The following is a 26,423-nucleotide window of genomic DNA, read 5'->3' as shown; positions in this document are numbered from 1 at the left end:
GTCCCCGCTATTTTATCATCTACTGCCTAAACAGCTGAGTGTAAAGACTTACTGTGATTTGACTAAAAATTGATGCTTGGATCGATGCAGATAATTGTTCTAGGTTTTTATCACATAAATTTAGTTTTTTGAATAACTTAAATAAGTTGATTAATATCATTAAAATGGGAATTATAAGTGGTAACTGATGAAATAATTAAGCTCCATTAAATACTTTCCATAACATTTACATCATGAAACATTCATCACAATTGTGTTATCTCTAGAAATAATCGTGCTTTTATCAGTTTATGGATCGTCAGACTTTTGCAGGGGATGGCTCGGCTAATCGCATTCGTCATCAAAATGCTTGGACAGAACGCTTGCTTGTGATTGCGCTTTTGGTCGCAGGATTATTAGTGTTTACTCTCAATTTGGGGAGTTTACCCCTTCGCGATTGGGATGAAGGAACGGTTGCCCAAGTAGCGCGCGAGATTTTACAAGCACCAGAGAACAGTAATCGCTGGTTATTTCCAACACTGTGGCAAGAACCTTATCTCAACAAACCACCCTTGCTTCACGATTTGATTGCTCTTTGTTATCGCTGGGGTGGCGTTAATGAAACGACGGCTCGTCTTCCTTCTGCATTATTGATGGCGGTTTCAGTACCGTTCGCTTATGGCTTGGGAAAAGAACTGTTTTTGATGCGTCAACCAGCATTATTTTCAGCACTGATTTATTTAACTACCTTACCATTAGTCCGTCAGGGACGTCTAGCAATGCTCGATGGGGCAGTTGTTTGTTTTGCGATTTTGTTGATGTGGTCAGTGCTGCGATCGCGCCGTGATTTGCGCTGGTGTTTAGGCATTGGGATCAGTTTAAGCTTGATTGGACTGACCAAGGGCATCATGGCTTTGTTACTAGGGGGGATTGCGTTTGGATTTCTCGCTTGGGATACGCCTCGTTTATTCCGAAGTCCCTATTTTTGGGGTGGGGTGAGCATTGGTTGTTTACCTCTACTCAGTTGGTACGCGCTACAGTGGGTTCACTATCAAGGGGCATTTGTAGAAACAGCTATTTTTTCTCAGTCGTTTAGTCGTTTATGGCGTGCTGTCGATAATAACAGTGGTCCTCCTTGGTATTATCTTCCCCGATTGCTACATTTTCTCCCCTGGTTGATTTTTGCCCTCTCTGGACTCCATTTAGCCTGGAAAAATCAAATCTGGAGTTGGTCAAAACTAATCTTAGTCTGGAGTGGCATTTATTTTTTGGTCATCACCCTCATGAGTACCAAACTCCCCTGGTATATTTTGCCTTTGTATCCAGCATTGGCCTTAGCTGGAGGTAGAATGTTGACAGAAATTGCCCGCTATCCCCGTGAAGAGTCTTATCCGAAATCTTGGGGAATCTTACTGCTCTTTTTAGGAGGGATTGCTTTAGGAAGCAGCTTCTATTTTGGCATGGCTGATGAAGGTAGTAAAGAGTTAGTAATTATTACTTTAGCGGTAGCGTTAACCACAGCAGTAGGGGGTGGGTTAGTTTTACGAAGAGATCCTCAATTTATTAATATTCTGAGTTGGGGAATGTATGTTTCTCTACTATTATTGGTGAGTTCATCCTATTGGCTGTGGGAATTAAACGAAGCCTATCCGGTGAAGCCAGTGGCCATGCTAATTCGCGATCAAGTTCCTGAAGAAGCGCCAATTTATACCTCTTTTGCTTACGAACGTCCTTCTCTTAATTTTTACGCCCAAAAGCGGGTTCTTCCGGCAACACAAGAAGAACTCAAACAGCATTGGGAACAACAGCCCTCTGTTTATTTATTAGTCAATCCGCAAATGCTAGATGAATTAACCTTTGAACAGGGGTCTGATCAACATTATCAAGCCCCTCCCAATTGGCATTTAATTAGCAACTAACAGGAGGAAAACCGCGAAGGGAAACAAGCAACCTAACCTGTAGCAATCAGACCTGATTCATGAGAAATTTTTTATTCCCGTTCTCCGTTCCTTGTTTCATTAGACTAGGATTTCTGTCTCACAACCGATTTCTGATTGCTATAGCAATTAAATGAGGTGAGAACGAATAAAATCTTGTACTGTTGTTAATCCTTGTTGTTGTTTTAAGTTGGTAAAGACAAACGGTTTTTCGCCGCGCATCTTTTTTGCATCTCGTTCCATTACAGAGAGATCAGCACCGACATAGGGCGCTAAATCAATTTTATTAATTACTAACAGATCAGATTTGGTGATCCCCGGTCCCCCTTTGCGAGGAATTTTATCTCCTGCTGCCACATCAATGACGTAGATGGTAAGATCAACGAGTTCGGGACTAAAGGTTGCCGCTAGGTTATCCCCCCCACTCTCGACAAAGAGTAAGTCAAGTGGGTTAAATTGGTTTTCTAGCTGTTCAATGGCCGCGAGATTGAGACTGGCATCTTCTCGAATTGCGGTGTGCGGACAACCGCCGGTTTCGACACCTAAAACGCGATCGCGCGCTAATGCCTGAGAACGGACTAAAAATTGAGCATCTTCTTGGGTATAAATATCGTTAGTCACGACAGCCAGTTGATAAGTATCGCGCATGGTTTTGCATAATGCATCCAATAATGCTGTTTTTCCTGAACCTACAGGTCCGGCAATTCCAACTCGTAAGGTGTTCATCTTCTGAATTAAATGCTTCTGTCGCTACAATTACAATGATTATAGAAGTCTATGATCGGTGAAATAGTATAGAGACACGATAGGAGAACCCACTTAAAAATGTTAGAAACGTATCGGCAACACGCAACAGAACGGGCCAAGCAAGGAATTCCCCCCCTCCCCCTCAACGCCGAACAAACGTCCCAGTTATGTGAATTATTAAAACAGCCTCCCCAAGGAACAGAAGAAGAATTATTATATTTATTGCGCGATCGCGTTCCGCCTGGTGTTGATGAAGCCGCCTATGTTAAAGCAGGGTTTCTCACCGCAATTGGCAAAGGAGAAGTCAACTGTCCGCTGATCACCGTAGAAGAAGCCGTGGAACTTCTCGGAACCATGGTGGGTGGGTATAATGTGCAATCTCTGATTGAATTTCTCAAATCCTCTGACACGAATCTCGCCCAAAAAGCAGCAACCGCCCTCAGTCAAACCATCCTTGCTTTTGATGCGTTTAATGATGTGTTTGAACTCGCCCAAGATAATCAATACGCCAAACAAGTCATTGATGAATGGGCGGAAGGAACTTGGTTTACCAACAAGCCAGAAGTTCCGGAACAAATCCAAGTGGTGGTCTTTAAAGTGGCTGGAGAAACCAATACTGATGATCTGTCTCCGGCGCCTCATGCGACAACACGCCCTGATATTCCCCTCCACGCCCTCGCGATGTTAGAGTCTCGGATGCCGGAGGGACTAGAACAAATTGCTCAATTAAAAGAAAAAGGCTTACCCCTGGCATACGTGGGAGATGTTGTTGGCACCGGTTCATCCCGGAAATCGGCCATTAACTCTATGCTATGGCACATTGGACATGATATTCCCAACGTTCCCAACAAACGCGCTGGTGGTTATGTTCTCGGCGGAAAAATTGCCCCCATCTTTTTCAATACTGCCGAAGACTCTGGTGCATTTCCCATTGAGTGCGATGTCACCCAAATGAATACAGGGGATGTCGTTACGATTTACCCTTATAAAGGAAAGATTACCAACGAAGCCGGAGAAACCTTAACCACCTTTACTCCGAAACCGAATACAATCTTAGATGAAGTCCGCGCCGGTGGACGGATTCCACTGATGATTGGACGGGCTTTGACTGATAAAACCCGAGAAGCCTTAGGCTTAGAAGTCACCTCTCTGTTTACTCGTCCGGAAGTTCCCGCAGAGAATAATAAAGGCTTCACGCTGGCGCAAAAAATGGTGGGACGCGCTTGTGGTGTTGATGGGGTTCGTCCGGGAACCTCTTGCGAACCGATGATGACCACTGTGGGGTCACAAGATACCACCGGACCCATGACCCGCGATGAGTTAAAAGAACTGGCTTGTCTTGGCTTCAATGCGGACTTCGTTTTACAAAGTTTCTGTCACACCGCAGCGTATCCCAAACCAGTGGACGTGAAAACCCATCAACAACTCCCTGACTTCTTTGCAGACAGAGGTGGGGTTTCCTTAAAGCCAGGTGACGGTATCATTCACTCTTGGTTAAACCGGATGTTACTTCCCGATACGGTCGGAACCGGTGGTGATTCTCATACTCGCTTCCCCCTTGGTATTTCCTTCCCTGCCGGGTCGGGTTTAGTGGCGTTTGCGGCTGCATTAGGGGCAATGCCTCTGGATATGCCAGAATCGGTTTTAGTGCGCTTCACTGGCGAATTACAGCCGGGTGTCACACTGCGGGATATTGTTAATGCCATTCCCTATGTCGCCATGCAGCAAGGGAAGTTAACGGTCGGAACCGAAGTTAAAGAAAACGTCTTCTCCGGTCGCATCATGGAGATGGAAGGCTTACCCGACCTCAAAGTAGAACAAGCCTTTGAATTAACCGATGCCACTGCCGAACGCTCTTGTTCTGGCTGTACGATTAAGTTAGGGAAAGAGACCATCGCCGAATATCTCAATTCCAACATTGCCCTGATTAAAAACATGGTAGCGCGTGGCTATCAAGACTCCCGTACCCTCTTACGTCGCGCTGCCAAAATGCAGGAATGGTTGGATAAGCCTGAGTTACTGGAAGCGGATGCAGATGCTGAATATGTGGATACGGTTGAGGTTAACTTAAACGAAATCAAAGAACCGATTGTTGCTGCACCGAATGACCCGGATAATGTGAAGTTAATGTCAGAGTGTGCAGGGGATAAAATTGATGAAGTCTTCATCGGGTCTTGCATGACTAACATTGGTCACTATCGTGCTGCTGCGAAAATTTTAGAAGATGCAGGCGTGGCAAAAGTTCGCCTTTGGATTTGTCCTCCCACACGCATGGATGAGAAACAACTCCGTGAGGAAGGGGTTTATGGTGTGTTTGCTGCTGCTGGCGCACGGACAGAAATGCCCGGTTGTTCCTTGTGTATGGGGAACCAAGCGCGAGTGGAAGATGAAGCAACCGTCTTCTCCACTTCGACCCGTAACTTTAATAATCGCATGGGGAAAGGCGCACGAGTCTATCTCGGTTCAGCTGAGTTAGCTGCAGTTTGTGCCTTACTGGGTTACATTCCCACTGTGGATGAATATCTCTCCATTGTCCAAGAGAAAATTAATCCCTTTGCTGATGATTTGTATCGCTATCTCAACTTTGATCAAATTGAGAATTTTGAGGAAGAAGGTCGCGTCATTCCCTTAGAAGAAATGCCCAAAATTGAGGATATTTTAGGAATGCCAACGGGTGCGAGTAAATAGATAACATTGAGGTGGGTTTTGCCCACCTTTTTTAGTTGAATGGTTCAAATCAATGCTAAGAGAAATTGATCAAGATATTTGGGTTGCTGAACAGCCTTTGCAATACTTTGGACTCAGTGTTGGGACAAGAATGACAGTGATTCGACTTGAAAATCGGGAATTAGTCGTTATTTCTCCAATTCAAGTTGATAATACAATCATCCGTCAACTTCAAGAAATTGGAACGGTTAAACATATCATTGCACCCAATCTTCACCATTATTTATTTGCTGAAAATTTCAAAATGCTTTACCCAGATGCAATTTTTTGGGCAGTTTCGGGTCTTAAAAGCAAAAAGCCAAATTTGCCAATTGATAAAATCATTAAAGATGATCTAGAGCAATTATGGAATGGGATTGAATATCAGTTTATAGAAGGGTTTAGAACGATTACATTCAGGGGGTTTGATCCGCTACAAGAATGTGTCTTTTTTCATCCCTCAAGCCGAACCCTAATCTTAACTGATCTAGCCTTTTACTTTGACGAGACTTTCCCTTTTTTAACACGGTTGACTTCTCAAATACTTGGCGGATATAAACAACTTAGTCCATCGGTTTTAGAAAGAATTGCAACAACTGAAATAGAAAAATTTAAAAACTCGATCAAGAAAATTCTGAATTGGGATTTTGAACGAGTGATTATAGCTCATGGTAGCATTATTAATGAAAATGGAAAGGAAAAATTGAAGGAAGGATATCAGAATTTTTTAGAGATATAAAGTAATTTTTTTGGAGAACCGGTTATTTTAACCGGATTTTATTATTCTGCGCGCTCGAGCGAAGCTCGCTGAAAGCTGTCGTCAGGGTTAAGAATTGAGTAGCGCGATCGCGGAAAATTTCAGCAAGCCATATGTATTTTTAAATATCTCCCAGTCGCAGATTACGCCTTCTTAAACAGAAGGCGCCTGCTGCGACCGTTGGTCAATACCTAGCTGGCGAATTGCTGATCGTAGAGTTCCCAGCTTCAGATCGCGATTACTCCAATCTGGTAACACAGTAACTTTTTGTGTGTTTGGACTCTTATCATTACCTCTTCTAATCAAAGCTTTGATCGCGTCATCATCCTCACGATTCGCTAAGACATAAGTTAAATTCTGTGACTTCCTCCAGCCACTCATCCTTCAGATAGAGTGCTGCCTTCCAACTCTTGCAAGTTGGTATTCCTGTATCGGAACTGATCTAGGGATAAAACCCCTTGACTGACCACTCCTGATGAGGGGCTGACATCGAAATTCAGTTCCGATGCTTGAAAGCCCCGTCCCGACGCAAAATCAAAAGATTATTCTGCGGGGCTTCCCCGCGATCAACTAAATTATCCCAGCAACCGGAAGTTACTTGTCAGACTTTAGTACCCAGTGTAATTTTGTGAATCAAGTAACAAAATTGACATAAATCGCTTTTTTCCGTGTTATTTCGGTTTGTATTATTTAGTAATTTGAGTATCCTGGTAAAGGCTATAAACAGCGCTTTTTTGGTAATTTAAATCATATTGTAAATCTAATGAAAAGCCTAAGGTCCTAGCCAATCTATGCCAATTTACTTGATTATTGGATTAATTAACGAATGAGCAACAATTCATCTCTATCCTCCAAAAATAAATTTCAGCGTTTCCTTGCCATTTGCCTAGCAAGCACGACTCTCTCCCAAGCAATGATTTTGCCAGCTTTTGCAGAAGGAACTGCCGCCGGCACTGAGATCATTAACGAAGCAACTGCAACTTACGAAGATAATGACGGCAACCCACTTGACACCACCTCAAATCGGGTAACGGTAACGGTTGCCGAAGTCGCCGGTATTACTAACACCCCTCAAGGAATCAACGATGAGGATGGTGGTAGTGTTGAGGCAGGCGATGTCCTAACTTTTGACTTCTTAATTACGAATACCGGTAACGCTACCACTGATATTTTCGTCCCTAGTGCTGATCAAATCACGACAACTGGTTTGGAAGCTATTGCTGATACTAATGTAGAAGTTAGCACCGATGGTGGAACAACCTTCAACGATATTACGACCCTAACAGATAATCTTGTAGAAGATATTTCAGCAAATGGTAGCTTTATTGTTCGAGTGACGGGTACTGTTTTATCAACTAACAACTTGGGTGATCCTGTTGGAGTTACTTTAGGTAATACAGGAGCTAACGATAACTCTCTCGCGACGCAAAACCAGCCTGATGATGCTGATGGTATTAATGATGATGAGGTTCGTACCGTTAATATTGATACAACTGATGATCCAGTTAATGGTGAAAGAGAAGCCAGTGCAACTCAGGATGTCGCGTTTGCAACTGAAATTCAACCGTTAGCCCTTGCCACAATCACTAAAGTTGCCTCGAATGTTGACCCTGGTGGCAGTGATTCTGGTAGCGATGACATCATTACTTACGATTTAGGCTTGACGGTAGAAAATTCATCACCTGATGGTACATTTGAGCCTGCTCCTTTAGAAGGTACTCCTATTAATTTAGAAGGCAGTGGTTCAGGTAATGATATTGATGGTAATGGAACAAATGAAGAAGACCGAGTTCTTGTTTCCGATGTTATTCCAGAAGGAACAGTTCTCAATGGAGAACCAGATCCAAATAACCTGCCTACAGGCTGGACTGTTGTATATTCCTATGATGATCCAGAAACAACAGTGCCTGTAGCTTCTGGTGACGCTGGAGCGTTAGATGGCGCAAATTGGACGACTACTGCTCCAGATACTGATCCAAATACTGATACCACCACTGATTTAGAAGATGTCGAAAGAATCGGTTTTATTTACGATGCAACCACTGATGGTGATGAACTCCCCGCAAATGGCATACAACTGACTGGTTTCCAATTCTCCGTTATTACCAGTGGTTTACCGGGTGCTGGTGGAACAGTTTACAACATCGCTCAGGTCTTTGGTCAAACGTTTGACGATCCCAATGACAACATTGATGTCGATGATGAGATTGTTTACGATGAATCAGGTGACCAACGTCCTAACAACTTCAATGATGATGGTACGCCACCTGATGACACAGGAAGTCTTTTTGATCCAGGTGATGATACAGGGGTAGCAGATCCGGATCAAGATGGAATTGATGAAAACGGCAACAATACTGGAACCGGTCCTGATGGGGAAGATAACGAAGTCGTTGTTACCGGTACCGTTGAAGCGGATGATGACATCTTGAATGGACCCTTGGATACACCTGAGGCCGTGGGACCGAATAACGACAATGATGACTTTACCAATGTCTCCACTGATCCGAATGGTGATGCTGATGGTGATCCAAGTGCAGTAACAATTCAGAACACTGTTAGCGTCCCTGCAACCGGTGCAAGTGAAGCAGACAACGTAACGATTGAGCCAATTGTTCCAACTGGAGCAACCAGTGCAGAGTCAGCCAGTGATACAGGTGGTTCTGGTTTCTTTGGGGCTAATAATGAGATTCCTACTAACACAACAGTTATCATTCGCTTCGATGTTGACGGAGATGGTAATGCTGAAACAGCAACCTACAGCTACGATGGAAATGCTTTTACAACTGGTGATACTCCAATTAATGTGGGTACAGTCAATCCAGGGGATGAATTAACCTACGAAGTTGAAGTTGATTTCCCTGCGGGAACAGGTCAAGTTCAAGGATATAACATCCCGATCATTGCTTTCCCTGATGATGACCCAACGAGTAACGCTGGATATACGGGTGAAACTGTTAACAACATCACTATTGATCGCGTTTACACTGGATTCATAACTCTCGTGAAAGAAGCCCGGATTCTGGATGCTGATGGCAATGTTCGAGAAGCCTTTACGCAGACTCCTAACGTAGATGTGCAACCTGGTGATTTCATCGAGTACCGAATCCGATACGAAAATATTTCTGAAGCCCCCATTGGTACAGGTAACGTCACTCTCAATGCCAATAACTTCACCATTACTGAAGATGGAACCGTTGCTGATACTGATGCTAATCGACAAGCGGATCAGGATGGTAATAACTGGGCTTTAGATGGAGAAGAATCGGATATTGGTGGTGATGGTATCGTTGCAGCACCCGACGGTGAGGTTGATACACTCCACAGTCAAAATACTTCCGCTAGCACTGGTACAGTCACCTTCTCTAACCTGTCGGGAACGATTGGAACAACTGACCCTGCAGATGGAACAGATGTTACTCAATACGAAAACGAAGTGGGAACAGTTGAACCGGGTGATACTGGAACCTTCATCTTCCGTCGTGAAGTTCAATAATTCCTAATTAAGTGACCAGTTGCCATTTTCGGGTGTTTCCTTCCGAAACCTCATTCAGTTTTGATCACCTGAGGCTTGAGGGTCATCTCTCAGCTCTGGTGACTGGTCATTCCTTCAGACCTTAATTTGCAATAACTTAACAGGATATAGACTTATGAAACTCCAAACTCAACTCTTACGTTTTGGTTTTGCGGGACTGATTGCGACAACTTTGCCCTTTTTCATGACTCCCGCCACATTCGCCAGCTTCCTTGAAAAAGAAGAGCTTCAACTTGCTCAATTCCGACAAGAGCGCCCGCAAGTCAATCTCAATTTGGTTGTAGACAAACAAGAAGTCACAGTTGATGAAAACGGGGTTGAACAAGTGCGTTGGGAAAATGTCGGCGATCAAGTGACCGTCGTCCCTGGCGATACCTTGCGCTATGTCGTGATGGGCACGAATGAAGGGGGCGAAGCCGCAAACAACTTAACTGTTACCCAACCGATTCCTCAGCAAATGGTGTATGTGCTGGGATCGGCCAATAGTAGCAACAACGCGGTTATTACCTACAGCATTAACAACGGCGAAACCTTTGTTGCCAATCCCACGATTAAAGTGGAACAGCCTGATGGGACGGTGGTAGAGAAACCGGCTCCTGCTTCAGCTTATACCCATATCCGTTGGGACTTTCCAAGCGCGATCGCGCCGGAGGACAACTTAGAAGCCATGTATGTGGTGGAAGTGGAATAAACCATTGACAATGCCCCTTCTCGCAAGGGGCAACCGGTCAGATCACAGGTAGAGCCAGGTAGAGAAGGGGATGTTCATTAAACTGAATCAGTTGCTCTCTCAATTGGAGAGAGGGCAGTTTCGTCTGCAAGCGGGCGTTTGCTCGTTCATCATCATGACTGGGATCGGGAGTTTTGGCGTTGGGTCTACTGCTCAAGGGCAACCGATTCTTGAGTGTCAAGTGAGTGCCGCTCCAGGCGCTGGGCTGAGCAATATTGCCCGTTATGAATATAAAGACGAAACCCTTTCCTGGCAAGGGCAATCCAACCTGGTTACAACTGCAATCACCACTGCTCCCTTCACAGTGACGACCACAAGCAATGGCGTTCGGGATGCAGAAGGGAACCGCCAAGTGGGATTAGGAACCGCCGTGGATAGCCTGACCCCCCTTTTAGAAGAGCAAAATTTTTCACCGGAACAGATCAAAATCTTGAATACCGCCACGGTGGAAGCAATGGCAGTTTTAACCGAGAGGAACTCTCTGACGGGGGCGATTGGCCAAGTGAAACGGGCGATGGCAACCGCATTGGCAGACGACGCAGCAGTTGCAACCATTATTGAACTAGATGAGATCCCCATTGCCCTCGTGTTGCTAGGCTTTGGCCGCAGTACCTTAGAAGCGATGGGCTTAAGGGCTGCCACAGCCGAGACCGTGAGCCAAACGGCGCAAGATCTACTGCCCCCTCTGCTCAACCGCTCTTCCCTACAAGAAGCGCAACAAGAGCTGAGTGCAACGGTGAGCAATCTCCTAAGGGAGCCTGAACAGACGCTGTTTGCCCAAGGGCAAACCCTTTGGAACGATGCCCGCACCAGTGAGCCTTCCCGTTTCGTACCAGGAGAGACCCTCAACTATTCCTTTATCCTCAAAAACAACAGCAACACCACCGGCAAACTGATCCTGCCGCCTTTAGCCGTCTGGCAGCAAGCCCTCAGCGGACCCGCAACGCTCGAACAGCTTACCTATCGCCCCGTTGCCGAAGACCAAGCCAGCCCGAAGGGTGGGATTACCGAAACAGCAAGTGCCTTGACCCTTGCCCCCCAGCAAGCTGTGGTGATCACAGCGACAATCACGGTCGCTGAAGCCGATTTCAAACGCACCCAAACCATCCGCTTCGGCTTCGGCGCTCAGTGCGGGGAAACCCTAGCCCAACAAACCGTAACGATTCTACCGCCACTTTCCGAATTGCGCGATCCCTTCGGTCAGCTGACTGGCTGTAATGGCGAGATTCTGGCCGACTATCGCGGTTTTACCGTCGGACTCTATGAACCGGCTGGTGGAGGCGCGATCGGAACGGCTGTGCCTCTGACCCGAACCGAACTGCCAGATAATCCCAATAATTCAATTTCGGCAGGATTAGAACCGAATATTGAAAATAGCAACCCTTTCTTTCTCGCCAATGGCGATGAAGGGAAATATAACTTTCTTTTAGATGTTGATCGCGGACAGCTAGACAACGGAGCCACTTACATTTTACTGGTGAATCCGCCCGAGGACAGTCTCTATGATGAACGTCGCATCCGCATTGTCATCGGTCAACGCAGTGAAAATCGCATTCGGTTTACCGCTACCTCCCTTGACGGTCGCCCAATTAGCGTCACCGATCCCCTAAAACGCACGATTATTGAAGGAAGCTTTGTCGTCGTTGAAGATGCCGAACGCTTAGGACTTAACTTAGCTGTTATTGATTTCCAAGCCAGCACTTGCCAAGCCCAAGAAGTAGATCTGGATAAATTTGCCGATCGCGCTGCTGCTGAAATTGGGGATATTGTGATCTATCGCCTCACGATTCGCAACTTATCCCAAGATCCGGTTCGCGCGCTAACCGTAACCGATCAACTCCCCGCCGGACTCAACTTTATTGAAGCCTCAGTGCGCAGTGCGATTGAGGAAGTCCCCCTAAATTTAACCGTTACCCAACAGCAAAGACGCCTTAGCTTCGACTTTGTCTCACCCCCGCAACTTCCCAGCAACGAAACCTTAACGATTCTTTATGGCGCAGAAGTCACTCCCGATGCCATGCGCGGGTCCGGCATCAATACCGCCGCTGTTGTCGCTCAAATTCGCGATCGCGAAGCCCGAGACGGTCCCGTGACCCATGAACTCGACATTCGCCCTGGCATCCTCAATGACTGCGGGACCCTGATCGGACGCGTTTTTGTGGATAAAAACGCCGATGGCGAACAACAACCAGGGGAACCCGGGGTGCCCAACGCGGTAATTTACCTTGAAGATGGCTACCGGATCAGCACCGATGCCGATGGTCTATATTCTTTGAAAAATGTCTGTCCGGGATTCCACACCGGAATTCTCGATTTGACCAGCATTCCCGACTATGAACTAGCGCCCAATCCTCAGCGTCGAGACCAGCAAAGCCCTTCTCGCCTCTTCAAGATGTCCCCTGGCGGAATGGTGCGGCTCAACTTTGGGGTGACTCCGACCGCCGGGGAAGGAGCCAACCCATGAGCTGTCAGCGCCTCTATCTTCTGGTCAAACAAATCAGTTTGGGGATGAGCATCACAAGTATCGCTTGCTTCGGCACTGTCTTGCCAGTGCAAGGGAAGCCGCTAGTCATGAATGACTCTAGCCAATTCACCCTTACACCAACCCCTTGGCAATTTTCTGCTGATTTAGCAACGACGCCAGTGCCCCTGCCGAATCAAGGGAACTGGCAATGGGATAACACCTTGCAATTGGGCAGTTTTAGCGCTGAGCTGCTCCCCTCCTCGCCATCGGTTGAAACCGTAGCAGAGTCCCCCCTCAAATTAATTGCGCCCACCGAGGGGCAAGTGCTGGATATTCCCTCGACAACGGTTATTCTGCAATATCCCATCGGGGCAGAAGTAACCTTAATGGTGAACGAGCAAACGGTTGATGATTCTCTGATTGGTCGGGTGGCGAAGGACGACCGCACGAACCTCGTGCTGCAAACGTGGTACGGGGTCACTTTAAACACCGGTCAAAACCGAATTACTGCCCGAGGCACCCTCAAAGGTAAGCCCCTGCCGCCAGTTGCGGTTGAGGTGAGCGTCAGAGCCAAGCCCACCACCCTCACTCTCGAGACTGTCGCAGCAATTCCAGCGGATGGTCGCACCACAGCGACCGTTAAAGGGAGCTTACTCGATGAGAACAATCAACGGTCTAATTACAATGCTGTGATTACTCTTGACAGCAGTGCCGGTGAATTTGTGGGCGCAGATGCCAAACCGGATGCCCCCGGATTTCAAGTCGAAGCGAAACAAGGGCAGTTTACCGCCGAACTACAGGCAGGCGTAACCGCACAAACCGTGCGCATTCAAGCCCGAACCATTGACTTAGAAGGCTTTACTTCCCTGCGCTTTGAGCCAGTCCTGCGCGATCAGCCTCTGGCAACCGGTTATTTAGACTTTCGTCTGGGCAACAGCGGGGCTAATTTTTATGATTCTTTACGAGAGTTTGTGCCTCTTGATGAAGAGACTCACACTGAGCTGGATGTCACAGGTGCCGCTTTTATCACTGGGGCACTGGGAGAATGGCAATATACTGGCGCGTTCAATAGTGACGATCCCTTAAACCGCGACTGCTGCGGGGAAGCCCCATTAATGCGCACCTTTGATGAGACGAATGAGGTTTATCCGGTCTATGGGGATAATGCCACTGTTGATGTCATTACTCCCTCCACTGATTCCGTCTTTTTCCGAATTGAACGGGCTTCCCCCGTGGAAAATGCAGAAATTGACTATGCGATGTGGGGAGACTATAGCCTACAAGCATTTAGCGAAGAATCACAAGATTTTAGTGCTTTTTCCCGGACGTTACATGGGTTCAACGGGAGTTATAACTGGGGAAATGTCCAATTGAGCGGTTTCTATGCTACCAATGTCGAGGGGTTCCAACGAGATATCATCGCTCCTGACGGTACTCGGGGGGATTATTTTTTATCCCGCCGTGATTTAGTCGAGGGCAGTGAAGAAATTTATCTCGAAATTGAAGCATTAGAGCGTCCCGGCACCCCTCTTCAGCGAGAAAGACTCTCCCGAGGGCGCGATTATCAGATCGATTACGATCGCGGTGTCATTTTCTTTGATCGTCCGCAACAGCGGACCTTTGTCAATGATGAGGGTCGTGTCTTAGTGCGGAAAATTGTCGCCACTTATGAATTTGACGGAGACGGAGAAGCAGCCAACCTACTCGGGGGACGACTCAAATATTACTGGTCTCGAACCCCAAATCAAGAAAGTTGGCTGGGAACAACCTACATTGAACAAAACCGAGGGGAACAAGATTTTGCCCTGTTTGGGGTTGACGCCCTGATTTCTTGGGGGGAAAATAATGCAATTATCGCTGAATATGCCCATTCCCGGCATGAGAATACTGAATTTGGCGACATGAGCGGGTCAGCTTATCGCATCGAAGCCAACACCGAATTCTGGGATGGGGTCAACTCGCGGGCTTATCTTGAATCAACCGATACCGGTTTTAATAATAATGCTACCAGTAGCTTTGTTCCTGGTCAGACCCGCTATGGCTTAGAGGTCAATGGGCAAGTAACAGCAACGACGAACTTACGCTTTCGCTATGAACGTCAAGAAAATGAAGGAGTTGCTCCCCGTCCCCTCTTAGCGTTTGGCGATTTAATTACCCCGAGAACTGAACCGGTACCAGGGAGTCGCGTCGATAATCGCTTAACGACCCTGACAGCAGGGTTACAACAACGAATTGGCGATGCTAATTTAACCCTGGATTGGATTTATCGCGATCGCGAAGACAAGATTGCTCCCAATGCGCTCAGTAGCAACTCTCAACAGTTACGTTCTTTCTTGGATGTTCCCCTTGGCGAAAAGCTCTCACTACAAGCCATTAACACCACTACCCTTTCTGCAGAAACCGATGCGGTTTTTAGCGATCAAACCGGTTTGGGCTTCAGTTGGGAATTTCATCCTAGTCTGTTTCTCAATGTCAGTCAAACGTGGTACACGCGAGGCTCTCTTGCTGGCGAAAGCATTACCAATGTTGGGATTCAAGGAGAACATGAATTTGCTTCAAATACAAAAATTCGCGGAGGTTATGCCTTAAACGGTAGTACCGAGGAAATGACCGGGGTGGGGAACTTTGGCATCGAACAAGGGATTGTTCTTGCCCCCGGCTTAAAAGTCGATCTCGGCTTTGAGCACGTGTTTACCGATGAAGATCGCTTCCAGAGCAGTCGGGGGGTCCAGTTTTCTCAACCCTATGCCGTGGGGAGCGGCAGCTCTAGTTTAGGCAGCAGGGGCGGCACCAGTTACAGTGTTGGCATTAGTTATACCGATAGCCCAGATTTTAATGCTAGTCTGCGCTGGGAAAACTTTAGCGGGCGCGATCGCGATAATACCGTTATTTCTGCCTCTGCATCCGGTCAGATTAGCCCTGCCTTAACCGCAGTAGTGGACTATAACCGCACTAGTTCTGCTAATCAACGCCTTGACCTTGGCCCCAGAACCACCCTAAAACTGGGACTCGCCTATCGCGATCCCACAAGCGACACCTTTAACGCTCTCTTGCGCTATGAATATCGGAAAAATCCCTCCCAAATTCCAGAAACGCTGCTGATTGATCGCGGAACCGGTTCAGAAGAACATTTGTTTGGCATTGAAGGCATTTATGCTCCCAATTGGCAATGGGAATTCTATGGTAAGTTTGCCCTCCGCAATAGTGCCACTTATCTCGCAGAAGATTTTACCGGGACCAGCCATGTCACCCTAACGCAATTGCGAACCACCTATCGCTTTGGCGAAGAATTTGACCTGGTCGGAGAAATTCGCTGGATTAACCAACCGTCTGCTGCCTTTAGCGAAATAGGATTTGTTGCAGAAGTGGGTTATATGTTGAGTCCTAATTTACGTTTAGCTGGCGGCTACGTTTTCGGCGAAGTTGACGATCGCGATTTTAGCGGCGTTCGCTCGGCGGATGGGGCTTACCTGGGCGTAACCGTGAAATTACAAGGACTGATGGACTTATTTTAGGGGAGACAATTCATGAAATATGGGTTATTCGGCTATTTAACGGTACTTTTGTTCGCGACAGAAAGTCTCGCGCAACCGCCGCTTGCCATCACCGTCAACAGCAATCAAGACGCGATCGCGCCGGATACCAACCTCACCCTGAGAGAAGCGATCGCGCTCAGTAACGGTTCCTTAACTGTTGCTGAACTCACGACAGCAGAACGTCAGCAAATCAGCCCGCTGCCAGCGGAACAAAACTGGCGCATCCAGTTTCAACGCTCTCCTCAGGGGCAACAAATTGAACTCACCCGCAAACTGCCGCCTCTGACTCGAATTGGGTTGTCTCTTCAAGGTGCGCCCACTGGGGCTACTCCTGCCATCACACTTACCCCCGCCCCAGGCGCAATAATTGCTCAAGGCTTGACCATTGCCGGCGATAATATTACCGTTCGGGGCTTCAGTCTCTATGGCTTTCAGGGCAAAGCCGATCAGCAAGGATTTCCAGCGGCCGATATTTTAGTTGCTCCTCCAGATCCTAATGAGAATTCCCCGCCAAAGGGCGTGAGAATTGAGCGGAACTGGCTGGGGGTTTCCCCGGATACCCCTTCTCCCCAAAAGCGATCTTCCTTTGGGGTGGTTATCTTTGCCGGAGAGAAGGTCACCGTCCGCTATAACCAAATTCGTCAGCATCAAGGCAGTGGCATTTTAACGATGGTCAAGAGCACTGATTTCACCCTTGCTGATAACACAATTGCGCAAAATGGACAGCGAGGAATGGCTGATGGCATCCGCTTAGAAGGTAAGATCAACGGCACAAGAATTGACAATAACCGAATTGCCCACAATGGAGGCAGCGGGATTTATCTGTTTCAACCCGAAGGCGCAACGGTAATTAAAAACAATCAAATTGTGAATAATAGCCAACGTCGGGCGCAAGCTGCGATTTATTTAATGGGCAGCGATCACCAAGTCCTCAATAACACGATTGACCATCCTAAGGGGGCTGGCGTGGTTGTGGCAGCAGTCCCGAAAAGTCTGCGCAATATTATTTTAGGGAATCGATTTGAAAACTTAGACGGGTTAAGTATTGATTTAATCACGCGCCGGGAAAGCACTGTCCGCGCCTACGACAACGGCGATGGAAAAAATCCCCCGCGCAACTCTCTTAATCGCAATCGTGATACTGCCAATCGCGCGATCGCGACGCCAGAATTTTTAGCCCCAGAATTTTATCTGATTAATAACACGGTTTATCTCGATGGCACTGCCGATCCTAATTCAGAAGTTACCCTTTACCGCGTCGGTGAAAGCAAGAATAATGCACCACCCCCTCTGCTTGCACCCATTGCAACCACAAAAGCTGATGTGGATGGCAAATTTAGCTTTGAGTTAAACGATATCGAACAAGGAGCAAGATTGAGCGCGATCGCGACCCATCCCGACTATGGCACATCTGAACCGGCCGATGAAATTTTAATCCAAGAAATTGCCCAATCTTATCCCATTCCCCTTTCGCGGGGTTCGGGAGATCGGCATTCAATTAAATCGAACGAACTTGACTAAAAGTGATGAAATTTTTATCAAAGCTACTCATCCTCTTCTTAGCTGTGATTGCCTTTATGATTTATCCTGGCAACTTTTCTCAGATATCGGCGCAAGCAACGCCAACGCAGTGTGCTACTCCGGGAAAAGATGGCGAGGGGACAGTCAATGCCAATGTGAACACTTACTACAGTTCAGTGTCTGGAACCATTAATGCTGGCGCAACTACGATCACTGTGGGCTCAAAGTTTCCGTCCACTGCCCCCGATATTAGTGTGGGCGATTTGCTATTAATTATCCAGATGCAAGATGCCGATTTTAACAGTTCCAATACTGACGCTTATGGAGACAATACACCAGGGGATGTTCCTACTTTTCCCGACTCCCAACCTTCACAAGGGGCTAGCGGTTGGACGAACTTAAATAATGCCGGTCGTTATGAATTTGTCACCGTAACCAATGTTTCAGGCAATACCATTGAGATTAATGGCCCCAATGGGGGGCTGATCTACACCTATCGCAACGAATCGGCAACCGCTGCCCACGGTCGTCGCAGCTATCAAATCATCCGTGTTCCTCAATATACCAATGCCACGTTATCTGGGGGCGGGCCCGAACCCTGGAATGGAACCACCGGCGGCGTATTTGTGATTGATGTTTCTGGAGAGTTAACTCTTAATGGCGGTGTGGTTCTCGAAGCTAGCGGCACCGGCTTTCGCGGCGGAGCCGGACGGCAATTGTCAGGAGCAAGCGGTTTCAGCGATACGGACTATCGCACTCCCGCAACAGCAACAACCAACGGATCTAAAGGCGAAGGAATTGCCGGCACGCCCCGCTATGTTCTCAATTACTTTGATCCCTTTAATTTAGACAGCGCTTTCAACCCTGCAACCCCGCCAACCTTTACCGATAATAGTGTCGAAGGCTATCCCAACGGAAGTTATGCCCGAGGTGCCCCTGGTAACGCTGGAGGAGGCAGTACTGATGGCACTCCCAGTAACAACGCTGAAAACTCTGGCGGCGGGGGCGGCGGTAATGGCGGCGGCGGGGGCCGCGGCGGTCGCGCTTGGAATTCTCAAGATCCAACCGGCGGTTTTGGCGGGAAAGGGTTTAACCCTTCTATTATCAATGGCGGTCAACGATTGTTTATGGGAGGAGGTGGCGGCGCCGGCACAACCAACAACGGCAGCCAAGCGACCGATCGAAGAACAAACTCAGATGGAACGGCTATTACCGACCAAAACCAAAATGTTGGCAATGGCATTTACAGTAGTGGCGCTGCCGGGGGTGGCATTATCATTATTCGTGCTGCTACTGTTGCTGGGAACGGAACCATTCACGCGCAAGGGGCGCCAGGCTTAAGTGCCGGGCAAGATGGCGCTGGAGGAGGGGGAGCTGGCGGTACTGTTTATGTTGATCTTCAAGATCCGGCAAATTTATCTAACATCACAGTTGATGTGAGAGGAGGCGATGGCGGTTGGTCTAATTTTAATCCGGCTCATGGCCCTGGCGGCGGGGGCGGCGGCGGGGTTGTTGTCAGCACAAATTCTGCTGTGACCATTGCCTCTGGAGGGTTAGACGGCGGATTAGCCGGTTCGACCGGTCCCAACGGCAATGCCAATCCTCCCAACTTTGACGGTCAACAAGGTACTGGCTTAGCCATCAATATTGATGCCGACGCGGCTTCTGGGATTACCCGGGGAGCAGATTGTTTACCTCCTCAGTTACAACTGGTTAAGCGCATTACGGCAATCAACGGGCAAACCGCTACAAAGGGGGGGGATGATTTAAGTCAATTTAATGAAGATGGGGATAGTGACAGTGCTGATGACAGTTCTTTGTGGCCCGATAAAAATACCTATTTAACTGGAGGAATAGATGGTGGGGAAGTAGAACCCGGTGACGAAATTGAATATACAATCTACTATCTTTCTTCTGGAGGACAAGCGGCGAGAAATGTGACCATCTGCGATTTAATTTCTGAGCATCAAACTTATATCAGAGATTCCTTTGATAGCCCAGGGGGGGGAACAAATTTAGGAATTGCAGCATTAATTCGAGAAACCAATCCCTTACCCAATCCGCTTACTCCTAATCAGTACCTAACTAATCTCGATGGCGATGACGAAGGGTCTTTTTTCGATCCTGGCAGGACACCTCCAAGTGAGTGTAAAAAACCTGGCTCATTTGAATCTTTAGAGGCTGATGATAATACCAATGGTTTAGTGGTTGTTGATGTGGTAACGAATCCAACAACTTTACCTCCTGCTACTTCCTCAGGCGACCCACCCGAGTCTTATGGCTTTATTCGCTTTCGCACCAAAGTGGATTAATCTTCATTTTCCGAGGCTTGCTTACGAATCAATCGTTGCACACTCCCCAAAACGGGGTTAAACTCATACCCTTTTTGGTCTGGATTTTCTAAAAATGCAGCTTGTTCTTGTTCAATCATCGTTACATCTTGACGCACTAAGCCATCTAACAGCTTTTGCGCCGAACCAAAGAGGGCATTTTTCAAGCCACGGCGAAACCAAATTGGCAGTTTATGCAATCGCCAAAAGGCATTGAGGGAAGTAAAGTGAATGAGATAGGCACGAGTTGCCGTTTCATGAATGGGAGAAAAGAGACAGTAAATTTTGAAATCCTCCCCCAACGTCGAAACCCAATGGGGATAGATATAGCTTACCGTTAACGGTTCTGGATGCAATTGCCGTAAACTGGGGAAAAACAGTTGTGAAATCGACCAAATTTTATCAATTCTGTAATAACTCTGGGCGTTATAGTAGCCATGAACTTGAGTTTCATCTTCCTCAATATTTTCTAACTTCGCATCTGTCCAGGCTTGCCAATCTTCGTGTAAATGCCCATGATACATATCCATCAAGTTTTCAATGAGATAAGAATAATGGGCTTGCGTTTCAATCACCGAAACGGTTGCAATATAGTTGAGATGATCCCATTCCGGAACTTGGAAACGCGGAACGGTTGGGGTTTCATCCCCGAGGAAAATCCAAATAAAACCATCGCCTTCTTGAACGGGATACAGACGAAGCTGACAAGGGGGTAACTTTTGCTTCTCGCTTAGATAAGGAATAGAAACACATTTCCCCTCAGCATTAAATTGCCAACCGTGATAAGCACATTCTACGCGATCGCCTTGCACTTTCCCGTTGCTGAGTTTGACAAAACGATGGGGACAGCGGTCTTCTAAAGCGCAAACTTGTCCATCGCTTTGACGGTAGAGAACAATTGGTTGTTTCCACAGGGTAACCGGATATGGGTCTGTTGTAACTTCGCTACTACGGGCGACAACATACCAATGATTCGGGTTAATTCCAACTTCACGCACTGAGGGTTTCATTCTCCTTCTCATGGGGGTAGTGATTGGTGGTATGGCAATCCCCTTTCCATAATGGAAGTATAGATTTGCCTGAGTCTTTCTTCGACGGCTTCAGGCATCCTAGAATTGTAGCAATGTTGAAATTGGTTGGCTAACAATAACAGTTGGGTCATGGACTTAGCCCCAGGATTCTTGCTCAATCTAAAGTTGATCGTGCGGTACGCTGAGCGCAAGTTGACCCGTTAGTTTACGCTGCGCTGGTTCTCGCATCGGGTGATATCGGACGCCTTGGGCATCGCGGAAGAGTTTTTCTAAACCAAACGGTCGGTGAAAGGCGCGTCCGCCAGCAATTTCCATTGACAGGTCAATCACATTAAGAATTGCCCTGGTAACCAGGGTGCAGCCGCTGATAATTTGATTGGTTGTGTCGAAGTTGGGCTCACTAGAAGCAGCAGTGGAAATTATGTGCTCGATCGCGAGTCGAGCTGCCATTAACTCATTTTCCAAACCACCGACCTGGTAGCAAACCTGTTCTTGATGACGATTTTTTTGGGCGTGTTCCACGGCCAGATCCCTTGCTGCTTCTGCAATTCCAACATAAACCGAATAAATAATGGGAAGGGCAACCATCGCAATGAGATGAAAAGCAGGATGCCACTTGCCAGCTGGACGGCGTAAAGTAATTGCTGATTCGGGAATAAAAACATCAGAAAGGAGAATATCATGAGACCCGGTTCCTCGCATTCCCATCGCCTGCCACGTGGGTTGAATAGAGACACCAGTGGTATTCATGGGTACGGCAAAATGAAGGACGGTTGCGCCATCACTTGGATCATCATCTACAGCGCTGGTGAGCAGTAAATCACCCGCAGGAGCACCACTCGAAAAAACTTTACGCCCGTTGATGATGAAACCACCTTCAGTGGGAGTTGCAGTTCCCGATCCATCGAGCCAATCGGAACCGCCACTACTCAGTAAAATAATTTGCTCTTGGGCAATCCGCTTCAGTAATCCTTCTACAGGGGCATTTTGATGATGCCACTTCCAAGCTGCGACCATCACTTGATGCGTATGCATCGAAAAGGCAAGTGCAGTGGAACTACAGTAGTATCCTAAAATTTGCAAAATTTGGCAAACCTCAGCATAACTAGCACCACCCCCGCCCAATTCAGTGGGGATACCTGCTGCAGATAGTCCAGACTCTTTTAAGGCGACAAAATTATCAGCAACAAATTGATCACTTGCATCCGCTGTTTGCTCACTGTCAATAAATTGTTTTCCTAGGGATTGAGCTAGGGTAAGCCAGTCATTTTCATGAGTTCGTTTTGTGGTTGTGGCAATCGGTTCTAACATGAGAATAAGCTCCTTAAAGGTGAGCGCTTGTCATACTTCAATTCTCTTGTGCAAGAAAGCGTGATACAAGATCAAAATCTAAACCCAACCAATGAGGATCGAAATTTGCCATGGGCAAAGGATATGGTCAATATTGCCCCATCGCCAGAGCAGCAGAAGTGATCTGTGAGCGGTGGACGCCCCTCATTCTGCGAGAACTGATGTCTGGCAGTTGCCACTTTAATGAAATTAGTCGTGGGGTTCCTCTGATGTCGCGGGCGTTACTGATTAAACGCCTGAAAGAGTTGGAAACGGCGGGTGTTCTTAGTCGTCAAGAAAAGGAAAGAGGACAAGGGTCCGTCTATTTACTGACTCCTGCGGGGGAAGCGCTACGTCCACTGATTGAGCAAATGGGACTCTGGGCAGCGCACTGGGGCAGCGATCGCCTCTCTGCCGAATACTTAGATGACAAATTATTGATGTGGGGAATGCGGCGCACAATTAATCTTGAAGCAGTACCGGAAACACAAATTGTATTGCAATTTGACATCCGTGGTTTAGTCAAGGGTCGTCAGAAACAACGTAGTTATTGGATGGTGATGAATCATCAGCAGGTTGATGTCTGCCTAAAAGATCCTGGATTTGAGGTTGATGTTTTGATCATGGCAGATCTCAGTGCTTTGACTCATGTAGTGATGGGATACGACAGCCTTGAGCAAGCAGTCAAAGAAGAAAACATTGCCTTTGAGGGCAATCCTAACTATATCCAGCAACTGCCCACTTGGCTCTATCTTCGTGGCGAACGCCGTTATCAGGCAGGGCTAGCTCCCACCGTACCCGGTAAAATGACAGGGGGTCAAAAATGAAACGTGTTGCTATTGTTATAAATATAGCAATATGATCTCATTTGTAAAAACTAGCTCAACATTACGATCCCCCCTAACCCCCCTTAATAAGGGGGGAATTAAAGGGGGGATCAAATGCAGGAATTTACAACTGATTTGGGATTGCTATATGTGCACGATTTTCTATACCTGAATCATAGATTAACGGAGAAGCCTGCCAAAACTTTATCAATAGAATTGAGAGTTATTAATGAGTCCAATAAATAGTTAACGCCTATTCAAACGGCGTGTTCTTTATTTCGCAAGGAATTTAGGCAAAATAGCATGTTAACGATTTGGCGCACGTATTAATAGATGAACTGGCTTGTCTCTAAACGTAAAAATGAGCCTTCTTGTCGTTAGACCATGATGCCAGCAAAGTGTTGTAGTTCAAGTTTTATTTACCTAAATATTAAAGAGAATTTAGAGGTTTTGTATCCATGAATAAAATAATATCGTCCTTAGCCATCAGTACTATCTTAAGTCTGGGGCTGGCAGGTAGAGCAATTAGTGAAGATATAACAAATCTAGTCATTAATGAAACCCAACTAGACGAAGAAATCAACAAAGCTTGTTTGTCTATCTGTCAAGGGAACAGAAGAGAAGGTAAACTTAAACGTTTCCTGCTGGAAAGAACTGACTCTAATCGCTTTCTAGCTAAGGCAAAAGTCTTACTCCGCAATCGCCATTATGTTGATTCACCTGAAATATTAGGACGACAAATTGGAGATGGTTTTACAGCATATAACTACACAGTTGTCGCTATTGCACAAGGAATATTGGACGATAACTCATGTCTATTAGAAATCAAAGATATACAGGTCGAAAATGATCAATTAGGACTCTCTTCACTAGCAAGAGAGCAGGTGGGTAAAACCTATCATATTGATGGCTGCCGTAAATTTACAACCGGTTTGTAATCTCAAATGGACAATAAATATAATGAGCGAAAAACAAAACCCCCATCTAGTGATGGGGGCTAAAGGTTATGTGGCAACCTGATTAACAAATTTTGCCTAGAGAATTCCCAGAAAGTTAAGTACGCCTTGTCCAGTGAACAGTTCTACAAAGATTGCAGATAGAAAACCAATCATAGCAAGGCGACCATTCCAAAGTTCAGCACTCGGGTTGGACCCAAACTGGAACTTAGTAGCAAACTCATCATAAGGTTGTTTGAGTTGGTTTTGTTCAGTCATAATTGACCTCTGAAATCCTTCTCGTTACTTTCTATTAAGAAATGTAACAACTTGGAGGGCGTTTCCCTTCCCTCGATAGTATGAGTTCTGGAATTTTGCAAACAAACGTCAGATCAAAGATGCGATTGCTTACGTAATTCTCGATTAGCTGGATGAACTTCTTTGGGTCTCGCGTTAAGCTAGCAACGTAAGATCTAACAATAGAGCAAGTTTAAAATGACCAATATCGACATCCAATCGGCAACTGAAACGGACAACGGTTGGTCTTTTGACACTCCCACGGCTAAAGCGCGTGGGATTCTTGGTTCACCGAGTCGGCTTGCTCTGACAGAACGGATTCTACCAGCGTAGAGGCTAACTCTCCCCAAGCGTGAGTTCCGACGTGCCCCGCCGTACTTAATCCTTTCTTGAGAATGTTGATAGCTGCGTTTTCATCTCGGCAAAGGTTGGCTCCGCACTGACAAGTATGCGTTCGTGTGGACAAACCTTTTTTGACGATCCGCCCACAATTAGAACATTCTTGGGAGGTGTAGTGCGGGGGAACGGCAACGGTTACTTTGCCAAACTTGAAAGCGAAATACTCCAGCCAAACGCGAAATTGATACCAAGCAACATCACTAATCGACTTTGCCAAATTGTGGTTTTTCACTAGATTTCTCACCTGCAAGCGCGGAATGCGCCGTCGCTTTCCAGCCCGAATCGAATTCGGGCTGGGTCGACGGTCTTCGTAGGCAATCAAGTCGTTAGACTGACATACGCAACGCGCCACTCTCTTGGCGTGTTCAACACGCTGCCTACTTATGCTCAGGTGTTTTCTAGCCAAACGCTTTCTGGCTTTTTTGCGATTAGATGAACCTTTCTCCTTACGGGAAACTTGTCGCTGGAACCGCTTAAGCTCTTGTTCTCCTTTTTTGAGGAATCGGGGGTTTTCTACTTTCTCCCCGTTACTATCCGTAAAAAAGTGGGCTAACCCCAGATCAAGTCCTACTACACGCTTTGTTGGTTGCAAATCCTCTTTCACTTCAATGTCGATACAGAACTGGCAGTAGTATCCATCTGCTCTACGAACAATCCGGACGCGCTTAATCTGATCAGGTGAGTAGAAGCAAATGTCTCGACTGCCGACTAATTTCACACGACCGATTCCATTCTTATCAGTGAAAGTGATGTGTTTTTTGGTGTTGGGGTCTAACTTCCAACCTGTATTTTTGTATTCCACTGAGCGGTTGTTCTTTTGATATTTGGGATAGCCCTTTTTCCCTTGAATAGGATGGCGACAATTTTTGTAGAATCGATTAATTGCTGCCCACGTCCTCACCTTCGCTCCGGTTTCGGCTGCTGCTTGTCTTGCCTGTGAGTTGAGCTTATTCGCCCAACTGAACTGGTGAGAAAGCAAACGACACAGTTTGTTTAGATCGTACTTGCTAGTGCCAGGGTTGTCTTCCCAATAGCGAAGGCACTTGTTCCGCACAAATTGCATGGTGCGGATCGCCTCATCTATGGCAGACAACTGTTTCTGCTTGGCTCTAATTTTGTACTCTAAAACCAACATTTATGCTTTAGTGGGTGACTAAACTTAGATTAGCACAAGAAAAGTTTGTTTGACTCAACAAGAGTGAAGGTTTCGTCAAACTCACCTTATATCCAACGGCTGAAGCACGTTGGTTTTACGGCGACTTCTATAAAGTATAGTCATTCCAATTGATTTCCGTACAGCAGAGTTAAAGGCATGTTCTGTATTTGCCCCTCATTGATTGTATGGTTCTTACTTGGAATCACT

The 26,423-nt window shown here is 46.7% G+C and carries 16 protein-coding genes; 11 read left to right on the top strand and 5 right to left on the bottom strand.

The window, feature by feature from the left end; translation table 11 throughout:
• Positions 1–290 precede the first annotated feature (290 nt).
• Entirely contained in the window at positions 291–1,898 is a 1,608-nt protein-coding gene (locus GVY04_16355; protein ID NBD17642.1) for a phospholipid carrier-dependent glycosyltransferase, read from the top strand.
• A gap of 147 nt (positions 1,899–2,045) precedes the next feature.
• Here the strand turns inward: GVY04_16355 and ureG are convergent, their stop codons facing one another.
• A complete protein-coding gene (gene ureG / locus GVY04_16350; protein ID NBD17641.1) occupies positions 2,046–2,642 on the bottom strand; it encodes an urease accessory protein UreG in 597 nt (198 codons plus the stop codon).
• 99 nt (positions 2,643–2,741) lie between these two features.
• On the opposite strand from ureG, the gene acnB reads away from it, so the two are divergent.
• The 8 genes from acnB (at position 2,742) to GVY04_16310 (ending at position 20,224) form a co-directional block, all read left to right on the top strand.
• Positions 2,742–5,351 (top strand): bifunctional aconitate hydratase 2/2-methylisocitrate dehydratase, encoded by a 2,610-nt coding sequence (gene acnB / locus GVY04_16345; protein NBD17640.1) that lies wholly within the window; start codon positions 2,742–2,744, stop codon positions 5,349–5,351.
• A gap of 52 nt (positions 5,352–5,403) precedes the next feature.
• Positions 5,404–6,108, top strand: a complete 705-nt coding sequence (locus GVY04_16340; GenBank protein NBD17639.1) for a DUF4336 domain-containing protein — start codon at positions 5,404–5,406, stop codon at positions 6,106–6,108.
• 844 nt (positions 6,109–6,952) lie between these two features.
• Positions 6,953–9,622, top strand: coding sequence for a hypothetical protein (locus GVY04_16335; GenBank protein NBD17638.1), 2,670 nt, complete (start codon positions 6,953–6,955; stop codon positions 9,620–9,622).
• A 154-nt stretch (positions 9,623–9,776) separates the two neighbouring features.
• A complete protein-coding gene (locus GVY04_16330; GenBank protein NBD17637.1) occupies positions 9,777–10,352 on the top strand; it encodes a DUF11 domain-containing protein in 576 nt (191 codons plus the stop codon).
• A 154-nt stretch (positions 10,353–10,506) separates the two neighbouring features.
• Entirely contained in the window at positions 10,507–12,855 is a 2,349-nt protein-coding gene (locus GVY04_16325) for a DUF11 domain-containing protein (protein ID NBD17636.1), read from the top strand.
• Positions 12,852–16,370: a TonB-dependent receptor gene (locus GVY04_16320; protein ID NBD17635.1), complete on the top strand. Its 3,519-nt coding sequence runs from the start codon at positions 12,852–12,854 to the stop codon at positions 16,368–16,370. The genes GVY04_16325 and GVY04_16320 overlap by 4 nt, the downstream gene beginning before the upstream one ends.
• A gap of 12 nt (positions 16,371–16,382) precedes the next feature.
• Complete coding sequence (locus GVY04_16315; protein ID NBD17634.1) at positions 16,383–17,912, top strand: right-handed parallel beta-helix repeat-containing protein; 1,530 nt, start codon at positions 16,383–16,385, stop codon at positions 17,910–17,912.
• 5 nt (positions 17,913–17,917) lie between these two features.
• Positions 17,918–20,224, top strand: a complete 2,307-nt coding sequence (locus tag GVY04_16310) for a hypothetical protein (GenBank protein ID NBD17633.1) — start codon at positions 17,918–17,920, stop codon at positions 20,222–20,224.
• Here GVY04_16310 and GVY04_16305 read toward each other — a convergent pair.
• Together GVY04_16305 and GVY04_16300 are read right to left on the bottom strand one after the other, a co-directional pair.
• On the bottom strand, positions 20,221–21,252 hold the full coding sequence (locus tag GVY04_16305; GenBank protein NBD17632.1) for a Rieske 2Fe-2S domain-containing protein: 1,032 nt from the start codon (positions 21,250–21,252) through the stop codon (positions 20,221–20,223). The genes GVY04_16310 and GVY04_16305 overlap by 4 nt on opposite strands.
• A gap of 180 nt (positions 21,253–21,432) precedes the next feature.
• Complete coding sequence (locus tag GVY04_16300; protein ID NBD17631.1) at positions 21,433–22,584, bottom strand: acyl-CoA dehydrogenase; 1,152 nt, start codon at positions 22,582–22,584, stop codon at positions 21,433–21,435.
• 110 nt (positions 22,585–22,694) lie between these two features.
• Between GVY04_16300 and GVY04_16295 the strand changes: the two genes are divergently transcribed.
• Complete coding sequence (locus GVY04_16295) at positions 22,695–23,429, top strand: transcriptional regulator (protein NBD17630.1); 735 nt, start codon at positions 22,695–22,697, stop codon at positions 23,427–23,429.
• A 458-nt stretch (positions 23,430–23,887) separates the two neighbouring features.
• A complete protein-coding gene (locus tag GVY04_16290) occupies positions 23,888–24,367 on the top strand; it encodes a hypothetical protein (protein ID NBD17629.1) in 480 nt (159 codons plus the stop codon).
• Between the two features lie 96 nt (positions 24,368–24,463).
• On the opposite strand, the gene GVY04_16285 is transcribed toward GVY04_16290, so the two are convergent.
• Positions 24,464–24,643 carry a chlorophyll A-B binding protein gene (locus GVY04_16285; protein NBD17628.1) on the bottom strand — a complete coding sequence of 60 codons (180 nt, stop codon included), beginning with the start codon at positions 24,641–24,643 and terminating at the stop codon, positions 24,464–24,466.
• 283 nt (positions 24,644–24,926) lie between these two features.
• Positions 24,927–26,195 carry a transposase gene (locus GVY04_16280; protein ID NBD17627.1) on the bottom strand — a complete coding sequence of 423 codons (1,269 nt, stop codon included), beginning with the start codon at positions 26,193–26,195 and terminating at the stop codon, positions 24,927–24,929.
• Positions 26,196–26,423 lie beyond the last annotated feature (228 nt).

The organism is Cyanobacteria bacterium GSL.Bin1, from assembly GCA_009909085.1.
Taxonomy (GTDB): Bacteria; Cyanobacteriota; Cyanobacteriia; order Cyanobacteriales; family Rubidibacteraceae; genus Halothece.
This window is presented reverse-complemented; position numbering and strand designations above follow the sequence as displayed.